Source organism: Clostridium sp. DFI.1.208 (genome assembly GCF_024463855.1).
Lineage (GTDB): Bacteria > Bacillota_I > Bacilli_A > Erysipelotrichales > Erysipelotrichaceae > Clostridium_AQ.
Window position 1 is genome coordinate 1 of sequence record NZ_JANGCA010000289.1, and the last position, 280, is coordinate 280.

1 protein-coding gene is annotated in these 280 nt (G+C 51.8%); it reads left to right on the forward strand.

The window, feature by feature from the left end:
* A partial coding sequence (locus NE665_RS24410) for a phosphate acyltransferase (RefSeq protein ID WP_256302772.1) occupies positions 1–280 on the forward strand: 280 nt, incomplete at both ends.

The window sequence follows — 280 nt, forward strand, 5'->3', positions numbered from 1 at the left end:
GTCCTGCATTGCAGCTGATTAAGACAAGACCGGGGAACTCCATCGTTTCCAGCTGCGTTATTCTGATGAAGGATGGCGAAGAAAATCTGGTTATGGGAGACTGGTCCATCAATATCGATCCGAGTGCAGATGATCTGGTTGAAATCACGCTGCAGACCGCTCATACCGTTCGTCAGTTCGGCTTTGAGCCAAGAGTCGGACTGCTGTCTTATTCCACACTGGGCTCCGCAAAGGGCTCCAGCGTTGCGAAGCTAAATGAAGCGGCTACCCGTTTGAAGCG